Here is a 9,425-nt window from a genome sequence, read left to right on the forward strand (position 1 = left end):
ATGGCCAAGATCGATGCTTTTTTTAAGCTCATGCACGAACAGAATGCTTCCGACCTGCACCTGATTTCCGGCCAACCCCCTGCGTTGCGCATTCACGGTGACATCGAGCGCGTTAAATACAAGGTGCTGGATAACGACGACCTTCGTGCCATGCTCTACGAGATTACCTCTGAAGAAAAGGTCAAAACCTTTGAGGAGTCCGGCGACGTGGATTTCGGTTACGAGATTCCCGGTCTGGCGCGCTACCGAGCCAATTATTTCATGCAGAAGAACGGTATTGGAGCGGTGTTTCGAGAAATCCCCAGCACCATCATGACCGCTGAACAGCTTGGCCTGCCCCCGGTGATCTCCAAATTGGCCTCGCTTCCCAGGGGGTTGGTCATCGTTACCGGCCCTACCGGTTCGGGTAAGTCCACCACCCTGGCCGCCATTATCGATGTGGCCAACCGAACCCGCAGCGACCATATCATCACTGTCGAAGACCCGATCGAATTCGTTCACAAAAGCCGGAGTTGCCTGGTGAATCATCGGGAGGTGGGGCTGCATACCAAATCCTTTTCCGCCGCCCTGCGCGGCGCGCTCCGTGAGGATCCGGACGTCATCCTCGTCGGTGAAATGCGGGACTTGGAGACGATTTCCCTGGCCATCGAGGCGAGTGCCACCGGGCATCTGGTTTTCGGCACCCTGCATACCACCAGCGCCCCAAAAACCGTGGATCGAATCGTGGAGGTATTTCCCGCCCAGGAACAGGCTCAGATCCGCTCGACCCTGGCCGACGGCATCCGGGCGATTATTTCCCAGACGCTGTTCAAGCGCATCGACAAGAAAGGGCGCGTACCGGCCATGGAAATTCTTATCGCCACGCCGGCCGTGCGCAACCTGATTCGCGAATCCAAGTCTCATCAACTGCCCTCAATGATGCAAACGGGCAAAAAATACGGCATGCAGCTTCTCGATGACGCCATCATGGAACTATACAACAAGGGACGGATTTCTGCCGAGGACGCCTACACCAAAGCCAACGACAAGGGGCGATTTCGTCCGCTGCTCAAATCGCCGCCGACGGATTTCACCGAGGCGTAGAGCGATCTTGATCCCGGCACCGATGGCCGTAAATAGAGGGAGAACATGAAAAAGCAGGAAGTCGATCATATCCTGACCCGGATGTTGGATTCCCACAGCAACGTGTCCGACCTGAATCTCACTGTGGGGAAGCCGCTTCAGGTGGAAAGCGCCGGTGAACTGGTTCCCGTTGAGATCAAACCGGACATCAAGGAACTGACCCCCTACCAGACCGAGTCTTTCGCCTTGAACCTGATCGGCAAGGACCGGCGTCTCACCGAAACCCTGATTCGGAGCGGATCCTGCGATCTTTCCTACTCACTGCCAGGCAAGGCCAGGTTCCGCGTGAACATTTTTTCCCAGACGGGTCACTACTCCATCGTCCTGCGGAAGCTGGAATCCAAGATTCCCACCATCCGCGACCTGAACCTTCCGGACACATTCTATAAAATTGCCAAAGACCTCAACGGCATCGTTTTCGTCACCGGCGCGACCGGTTCGGGAAAGACCACCTCCCTGGCGGCAATTCTGGAGGAAATCAACGAAGCCCGGTCCGTCCATGTGGTGACCCTGGAAGACCCCATCGAATACCAGCACCCCCACAAGAAGGCCACCTTCAATCAGCGGGAGCTGGGTTCCGATTACGACACGTTTGCCAATGGTCTCAGGGCGGCCCTGAGACAGGCCCCCAAGGTCATCCTGGTCGGTGAAATGCGTGACCGTGAGACGGTGGAAATCGGCCTGAATGCCGCCGAGACCGGCCACTTGGTGTTGACCACCCTGCACACCGTGGATGCCGGCCAGACCATCAACCGTATCCTGGGCATGTTTCCCAACGAAGAGGAGAAGCAGATCCGTATTCGACTGGCCGATACCGTTCGCTGGATCGTCGGTCAGCGGTTGCTGCCGAAAATCGGCGGGGGCCGAGTGGCCGCCTTCGAAATCCTGGGCACCAACCTGCGGGTCAAAGACGCCATCCTCAATGGCGAATCCGAAGGCAAGACCTTTTATGAAATCATGGAAGTGGGCCGGCCATTCGGCATGACCACCTTCGACGACCACATTGTCGGGCTATACGAGCAGGGACTGATTACCCAGGAAACCGCCCTGGCCTATGCGTCCCACAAGGGTGTGGCCGGCCGCGGCATTGACAAGGTGAAAAGCGCCCGGGGTGAGTCCACCACGGATATCGACAACTTAGAGATAGACCGCCATTACGATAAAGCCTGATTGCCGCAAGTCTGTCGCCTGCGTGGCGGAAAGGACCGGTTGGAAAACCATGGAAATTATCTGTGAAAGCTGCCAGAGCAGATTCAGGATTGGCGATGAAAAGCTGCCCAAGGATAAAACGGCATTCCTTAAATGCCCCAAATGCCAGAATCGGATTAGTGTTCCGCCGTTGGACAAGGATCCGGACGGCAGCGGCCAGCCGGACGTCGACGAGGATTTCTTTTCCTTCGATGAAGATGAAGGAGACGGCTACGACGCGTCGGACAAGCCTTTTGACTTTGTAGAGGAAGAAGGCAAGACTGCGCTTTTGTGCGAGCCCGATCCCATGATTACCAAGGCCATCACGCCCGTTCTGGATGTTCTCGAATACCACATCACAGAAGTAAAAAACAGCCGTGAAGCCTTAAAGACCATGCGTTACCACAGCTACGACCTTATCGTGGTCAACGAGTATTTCGATGCCAAAAACCCGGACGCCAACGGGGTGTTGATTTACCTGGAACGCCTCCATATGTCCGTCCGCCGAAATATCTTTGTGACCCTGATCACCCGGCGCTTTCGAACCATGGACAACATGGCGGCATTCCAAAAGAGTGTGAACATGATAGTAAATGTTGACAACATTGCTGATTTCGATAAGATTCTGAGGCGGGGAATGGCCGACTTCGGCATATTCTATCAGGCCTACAAAGACTGTCTCGACTGATGGGTAAACCGGTTCACCGTTACTTCGTTGGGCGCTTTTTGGTGAACCCAGAACCCAGAACCCAGAAGCCAGAAGCCAGAACCCAGAACCCAGAACCCAATGAAACCCACCGGTGATTATACCTGCGCAGAATACCGTCAAGAGATGATTCTGCTGGGATTGAAGCGCCAGCTGGCGGACCCGATGCTGACGGAACCCCAACGGGTGCATGTCGCCGATAAAATTCGTGAACTGGAACGGCAGATGGGGATGGACTGACCCGTGGCCGCCACCGTTCATCAATTCGGCCCTCACCTTTTCCTGATCGTTTTAACCCCCCCCATCAGGGGATTCCAGGACTTCATCGGCGCCTGGCTGGTGACCGGGCCGGAAGCGGTTTATCTGGTGGACGTGGGGCCTGCGTCGACGGCGGACCAACTCATCGACGCCATCACCGCTCTGGGTGTGGATCGCCTGGATTACATCTGCCTGACTCACATTCACCTCGACCATGCCGGCGCCGTTGGCCACCTGGCCAGACAATTTCCAGGTACTCCGGTGGTTTGCCACCCCCAAGGCGCCCCCCATATTGTCGACCCTGAACGCCTGTGGCAGGGCACGGTGAAGACCCTGGGAGAAACCGGCCGCGCCTACGGCCCGATGTTGCCGGTGGATCCATCCTGGATCGCCACCGAATCCCAACTGGCATCGGCGCCCTTTCGACTGTTGGACACGCCGGGCCATTCACCGCACCATTTTGCTCTTTTAACCACCGGCTGCCTCTTCGCCGGAGAAGCGGCCGGTGTTTGCCTGCCACTGTCTTCGGGTGACATCTATCTGCGTCCGGCAACCCCGCCCCGTTTTTTTCTGGAAACCTCATTGTCGAGCATCGACAGGCTCATGGCAGCCGGTTCCGAGACCCTGTGTTACGGTCATTTCGGCATGCGTGGAGACGGGTTGCGCATGCTGGTCAGGCATCGCGAGCAAATTCTTTTCTGGGAGAAGACGCTGGCCACAGCGATTGGCGGCGGAGGAGCGGATCCGACCGCTTCCGTGAATCGGTGGGTTGACCTGCTGCTGGCCCAAGATCCGCTGCTTCGCGGCTTTTCACAGCTGGCGCCAGCGGTTCAAATTCGCGAACGGAGCTTTCTGTGCAACAGCGTCAAGGGATTCGTCGGCTATCTGGCCAATCTGGAGTAAATTCAATTGCAAATCGTAAATGATGACTGTTGAATTCGTGGCTACCGTCCATTCCCTATCTAACGATAGAACATTCATCCAACATTAAAAACTAAGCCTTCATGATTGCCCATCCAGGCTGTCGCTGATGATGCGAAGCCCTTCCAAGGTGAGTGAAGCCTCCACCTTTTCTATACTCGTGGCCACATCGGCCATCAACGGCGCCAGGCCGCCCGTGGCCAACACCATCGGCACGGTATCCATCTGAGCTTTCATTCGGCCCACGATGCCGTCCACCAGACCGGCATAGCCGAAAATAATTCCGGATTTGATGCCTCCGATAGTGTCCTTGCCGACTACATTGTCCGGTCGTTCGAAGATCTCCACACGCGGTAGCTTGGAGGCTTCCCGAAACAGGGCCTCGGATGCGATCATGATGCCTGGGCTGATGGCGCCACCGAGATATTCCCCCTTTTCCGAAATGACGTCGAAAGTGGTGGCCGTTCCGAAATCGATGATAATTAGGCTTTTGCCGTATTTGCGGTAAGCGGCCACGGCATTGACGATGCGGTCAGCACCGACCTCCGAGGGATTGTTCATGAGAATGGGCATGCGGGTATAGGAACGTGCATCCACCCACCGGGGTGCATGGCCCAGGTATTTGCGGCAAAATGAGTCCAGAATGGTCACCATCGGAGGCACGACACAGGAGATGACGGTTCGCTGGATGGCACCGGCGTCAATGCCGCCGGTGGCGAATAGGCTGGCGACGATGACGTTGAACTCGTCTTCCGTCGTTTTGCGTTCCGTCCGGATTCGCCAGTCCCTGACCAGCGTGTCATGGCGATAGATACCCATGACCGTATTGGTGTTCCCCACATCGATGACAAGCAGCATGATCACCTCCACCCTATTGGCTGATGGTTACCGAAAAACGCTCCGGACTGATCCGGACCAGTTTAGCTCTGACTGGAAGGTTGATGACGGCCTTCAGGGAATGGCTTCCCGCCGTCAGATTGCTCAGATCCACGGTGACGGCGAAAGCCGGATCGGTTTCGATTTTACTGACAATGGCCTCCGGGCCCTTGACCGTCAAGGAGATGGCGTCGGGGTGAATCCGAAATTCTGCGGAGGCACCCTTAACCGAGACCGGAATGCTTTCCAGCACCCGTGTGATGATATGTTCCTTTATTTCGACGTGCGCCACCACAAAGCGAAGGGGCGGGTCGACCGCAATGGCTTCCGGAAGGTTTAGCGGCACCTCTTTTTTAAAGGATTCCGCAGCGTCTTTTAGGTTGATGGATCGGGTTTCGACCGTGTCGATGTCGGCCAGCATGCTTGCGGTACCCTTGAGAAGAATGCGGCTGGGTTGTATGGAGACCGCCGCCACCGCAAATCCCGGCGCTGGGTGTCCCTCCAGGATTGCCACAACCTGGGCCGTCTTCTGAGACAACGTTTCCAGCCTGATGGTCACCGACGGGGTCAACAAGGCTTTGAGGCTCACCCCCTTGGGCAGAGCGACATCCGCCGGATTCACGGTTAGGGTGTGGGTTCCTTCACCCAGACCGGACAAATCCACCCTGCAGGAGGTCTCATTGGCATCGATCGCGTGGAGGGTCGAAGTGGAATCTGACACCAACAGCCGCACCGAGTGGCGCGGTGCATCCATCAGCAGCAAGTTGTCGGAGAGGTTCTTGAAAGTCACGCCAATGGCGATTTCCCGCTCCTGCTTTTCGGTCCGTGAAATCAGCGCCGTGGTCGCCGCACCCAGAAGCAGAGAGAGGATCACCCACCGGAGCCAGGCAGCGTTTACACGTTTATTGTTTGAAGCGGGCGATGGTGTCATGGACTCACACGGATGTGATGGCGTTGACGACCGCAAGGGTGGCGCGGGTTCGTGCAACATCATGAACCCGGACAATGTGGGCGCCTTTCATGGCGGTGGCCGCCACGGCCGCCTGGGTACCCCGGGCCACCGCTACAGAAAGCGGGTCCATGTCTTTTTGTGACGGATCTTTCAACAGTTGACGGATGAACATCTTGCGCGAGGGGCCGACCAGCAGCGGGGCGGCAAGCTCGTGAAATCGCTCGAGGTCGCGAATGAGTTGAAGGTTGTGGCCGATGGTTTTTCCGAACCCGATTCCCGGGTCGAGGATGATGGCGGAACGCTCCACCCCTGCGGCCATTGCCCGGTCCATGGCATCGGAAAGAAAAGTAATGATGTCGGTGATAAGGTCCTCGTACGTCGGTTTCACCTGCATGGTCTTGGGTGTGCCCTTCATGTGCATGAGGACGATCGGCACGCGGCATCGCGCAGTCGTATCGGCCATTTCCGGATCGGTTCGAAGCGCACTGACATCGTTGATCATTGTCGCTCCCGCGGCCACGGCCTGCCGGGCGACTGCCGCTTTGGTGGTGTCTATGGAGATCGGAACGGCCACTTGATGGGCTAAGCCTTCGATTACCGGCAACACACGATCCGCCTCTTCTGATTCGCCTACCGGGTCCGAAAAAGGGCGTGTGGATTCGCCGCCGATATCCAGGATGTCCGCCCCTTCATCAACCAATTGCATGGCCTGGGAGATGGCTCGTTCCGATGAGAAGAAGCGGCCGCCATCCGAAAAAGAGTCGGGGGTGACATTGACGATGCCCATGATCAGCGTGCGCTGGCCCAGCGCCAGGATTCGTGATCCGCAGGTGATGGAGTATGGTGGCATGGTAGCGTTCATTTGCGTTTTCGGATGTCGGCAGCGTGTTTTCCCTTGGCACCGTGAGGATCCCGGTCTCCATCTAGCGCTATGGCTGCTTACTGTTGTCGTCCGAATCCGTCGCCTGGGCTGCACTGCTCCTGGAATGGTCCGCCTGCGCTGCAGCAGCATCCTCTGCCGTCCCTGATTCGTCGGCAGCCGGTGATGACGGGGCGGCGTCATCATGAGGTTCTTCCTTGTCGGTGGGTTTTTCCGGAAGCTGAATATCCGGCCGCACCTGGCGGATGATCTCATCCAGTTCGGCACCCAGGATGGTCTCTTTTTCCAGCAGTTGTTCGGCCAGTTTGTGAAGGACATCGATATGTTCGGTCAATACGGACTGGGCACGCTCGTAGGAGCGCATGACCAGACGGTTGACCTCTGCATCGATTTTGCGGGCGGTCTCTTCCGAGTAGTCGCGGTGTTGGGCGATCTCCCTGCCCAAAAAGACCTGCTCTTCATCCTTGGCAAATGAGAGGGGCCCCAAGGACTCGCTCATGCCCCAGCTGCGAATCATCTGCTGGGCCAGTTCGGTGGCTTTTTTGATGTCGTTGGAGGCACCGGTGCTGATGCGCTTGAAAACAATCTCCTCGGCCACCCGTCCGCCGAAGGCGATAGCCAGTTCGGCTTCCAGCTGATCCTTGTATCGAAAGTCCCGCTCTTCCGGCAAGAACCAGGTCACGCCTGCAGCACGTCCCCGGGGGATGATGGTGATCTTGTTGACCACGTCGGTGCCGGGGATGAAGCGGGCAACCAGGGCATGGCCGCCTTCATGGTAGGCCGTGGTCAACCGGTCTTCCTCCCTGATCACCTTGGACTTTCTTTCGAGACCCATATAGACCTTGTCCTTGGAGTCTTCGAAGTCCATCATGTCGAGCCGTTCCTTGTCCCGCTTGGCGGCCAGGAGGGCGGCTTCGTTGACCAGGTTCTCCAGGTCGGCGCCGGAGAATCCGGGGGTTCCTTTGGCCAGCACCACTGGATCCACATCAGAAGCGATGGGGGTGCGCTTCATGTGCACACGCAGAATCTTCTCTCTCCCCCTGATGTCCGGCAGCGACACCACCACCTGGCGGTCGAAGCGTCCGGGGCGCAGCAGGGCCGGGTCCAGCACATCCGGTCGGTTGGTGGCCGAAATGAGAATGACGCCCTCGTTGGATTCGAATCCGTCCATCTCCACCAGCAGCTGGTTCAGGGTCTGCTCGCGCTCGTCGTGGCCGCCGCCAAGCCCTGCGCCGCGGTGGCGCCCCACCGCATCGATTTCGTCGATGAAAATGATGCATGGGGCGTTTTTCTTGCCCTGTACGAAGAGATCGCGCACCCGGGAGGCACCCACCCCGACGAACATTTCAACGAAATCGGAGCCGCTGATGCTGAAGAACGGAACCCCCGCCTCTCCGGCGATGGCTCGGGCCAACAGCGTTTTGCCGGTCCCCGGGGGGCCCATGAGCAGAACCCCCTTGGGAATACGCCCACCCAAGCGGGTAAATTTCTTCGGGTCTTTCAGGAAAGCGACGATTTCTTCCAATTCCTCCTTGGCTTCATCGATGCCGGCAACGTCCTCGAAGGTGACTTTTTCCTGCTGGTCGGAGAGCAGTCGGGCTCTGCTTTTGCCGAAAGACATGGCTTTGCCGCCGCCACTTTGCATCTGGCGCATGAAGAAGATCCACACGCCGATGAGCACGATCATGGGGAACCAGGAAACCAGAACGGACATGTACCAGGGAGATTCAGTCGGCGGTTTGGCAATGATAGTCACCCCCTTGTCCTTTAACCGCTGAATCAAGGCAGGATCCTGGGGTGCAAAAATTTTAAAATGGCTGCGGTTGAGGTCGGTAACCCGGATCTCCTGGCCTTGGATGGTGACTTCCGACACCCGGTCGGCTTCGACCATAGCCAAAAATTCCGAGTAGCTGATGTCGTTCTGCGCGAGCTGCTGCTGATTGAACAGATTGTAGAGCATGACCATCATCAAGGTGATGACCAGCCACAAGGCCAGGTTCTTGTAAAATGGATTCAAAAGCGGTTTCCTCCTCGAAGTGTTTCAAGCACGCGATACGATTTCCTGATTTTGTTTTAGGATCATATTAACCATCATCGGGTGTCAAGCAAGAAAAATTCAGCCCTGAGGACCTGGGCGGTTGCCGTGGTCACCTTAACGTGTTCATCAATGCGATGTCCCACCAGCCAGATGATCCTCTGTCCGTCCATCAGCACTGGCACCATGGCCCGGGCCTGGCGAGGGATTCGGTGATCGATGAAGAATTTTTTCAATTTTTGGGAGCCGCCGGCACCCAGGGGGGTAAAGCGGTCACCGGGAACCGCGGGACGTACGCTCAACGGTGGGGCTATTCGGTCTAAATCGAAATGGGCCTGGGCAGGATCGACATCGGTCCAACGCGGCAACTGGTCCGGCCGGCAGGTTGATAGTCTCAGCCCGATTCCCATTGCCGAGATCTCTGCAACCACCGGGAGCGGCATGGGAATGGTCGTCGTGGCGACGTCACGGTCAACTGACGCCTCGA

Annotated in this window: 10 protein-coding genes; 5 read left to right on the plus strand and 5 right to left on the minus strand. The window is 57.3% G+C overall.

Annotated elements, in window-relative coordinates; genetic code table 11:
* The 5 genes from ABYV26_RS14090 to ABYV26_RS14110 all read left to right on the plus strand — a co-directional run.
* Positions 1 to 1,083, plus strand: a 1,083-nt coding sequence (locus ABYV26_RS14090; protein WP_372681990.1) for a type IV pilus twitching motility protein PilT, incomplete at its 5' end; no start/stop codon positions are given.
* Between the two features lie 45 nt (positions 1,084 to 1,128).
* Complete coding sequence (locus ABYV26_RS14095; protein ID WP_372681991.1) at positions 1,129 to 2,292, plus strand: type IV pilus twitching motility protein PilT; 1,164 nt, start codon at positions 1,129 to 1,131, stop codon at positions 2,290 to 2,292.
* Positions 2,293 to 2,341: 49 nt separating this feature from the next.
* A complete protein-coding gene (locus ABYV26_RS14100) occupies positions 2,342 to 2,998 on the plus strand; it encodes a zinc-ribbon domain-containing protein (RefSeq protein WP_372681992.1) in 657 nt (218 codons plus the stop codon).
* A gap of 99 nt (positions 2,999 to 3,097) precedes the next feature.
* Positions 3,098 to 3,256, plus strand: coding sequence for a hypothetical protein (locus tag ABYV26_RS14105; protein WP_372681993.1), 159 nt, complete (start codon positions 3,098 to 3,100; stop codon positions 3,254 to 3,256).
* Positions 3,257 to 3,259: 3 nt separating this feature from the next.
* The gene (locus ABYV26_RS14110) at positions 3,260 to 4,177 is read left to right on the plus strand and encodes an MBL fold metallo-hydrolase (RefSeq protein WP_372681994.1); all 918 of its coding nucleotides are present in this window, start codon (positions 3,260 to 3,262) and stop codon (positions 4,175 to 4,177) included.
* 99 nt (positions 4,178 to 4,276) lie between these two features.
* Here ABYV26_RS14110 and ABYV26_RS14115 read toward each other — a convergent pair whose 3' ends face one another.
* The 5 genes from ABYV26_RS14115 to tilS all read right to left on the minus strand — a co-directional run.
* Positions 4,277 to 5,053, minus strand: a complete 777-nt coding sequence (locus tag ABYV26_RS14115; RefSeq protein WP_372681995.1) for a type III pantothenate kinase — start codon at positions 5,051 to 5,053, stop codon at positions 4,277 to 4,279.
* A 13-nt stretch (positions 5,054 to 5,066) separates the two neighbouring features.
* Entirely contained in the window at positions 5,067 to 6,002 is a 936-nt protein-coding gene (locus ABYV26_RS14120; protein ID WP_372681996.1) for a CdaR family protein, read from the minus strand.
* Positions 6,003 to 6,006: 4 nt separating this feature from the next.
* A complete protein-coding gene (gene folP / locus ABYV26_RS14125; RefSeq protein ID WP_372681997.1) occupies positions 6,007 to 6,873 on the minus strand; it encodes a dihydropteroate synthase in 867 nt (288 codons plus the stop codon).
* A 79-nt stretch (positions 6,874 to 6,952) separates the two neighbouring features.
* Positions 6,953 to 8,920 (minus strand): ATP-dependent zinc metalloprotease FtsH, encoded by a 1,968-nt coding sequence (gene ftsH, locus ABYV26_RS14130; RefSeq protein ID WP_372681998.1) that lies wholly within the window; start codon positions 8,918 to 8,920, stop codon positions 6,953 to 6,955.
* 74 nt (positions 8,921 to 8,994) lie between these two features.
* Positions 8,995 to 9,425: tRNA lysidine(34) synthetase TilS (gene tilS / locus ABYV26_RS14135; RefSeq protein ID WP_372681999.1), on the minus strand; the 431-nt coding region annotated here is incomplete at its 5' end.

It is taken from the genome of Desulfosarcina sp. (assembly GCF_041551955.1).
In the GTDB taxonomy this organism is placed as follows: domain Bacteria; phylum Desulfobacterota; class Desulfobacteria; order Desulfobacterales; family Desulfosarcinaceae; genus Desulfosarcina.

What these genes read in the sequence shown, in the direction of transcription:
- ABYV26_RS14105 (WP_372681993.1), top strand. Translation starts at nt 3,098, where the DNA reads ATGAAACCCACCGGTGATTATACCTGCGCAGAATACCGTCAAGAGATG.
- ABYV26_RS14095 (WP_372681991.1), top strand. Translation starts at nt 1,129, where the DNA reads ATGAAAAAGCAGGAAGTCGATCATATCCTGACCCGGATGTTGGATTCC.
- ABYV26_RS14120 (WP_372681996.1), bottom strand. Translation starts at nt 6,002, where the DNA reads ATGACACCATCGCCCGCTTCAAACAATAAACGTGTAAACGCTGCCTGG.
- folP (WP_372681997.1), bottom strand. Translation starts at nt 6,873, where the DNA reads ATGCCACCATACTCCATCACCTGCGGATCACGAATCCTGGCGCTGGGC.
- ABYV26_RS14100 (WP_372681992.1), top strand. Translation starts at nt 2,342, where the DNA reads ATGGAAATTATCTGTGAAAGCTGCCAGAGCAGATTCAGGATTGGCGAT.
- ABYV26_RS14115 (WP_372681995.1), bottom strand. Translation starts at nt 5,053, where the DNA reads ATGCTGCTTGTCATCGATGTGGGGAACACCAATACGGTCATGGGTATC.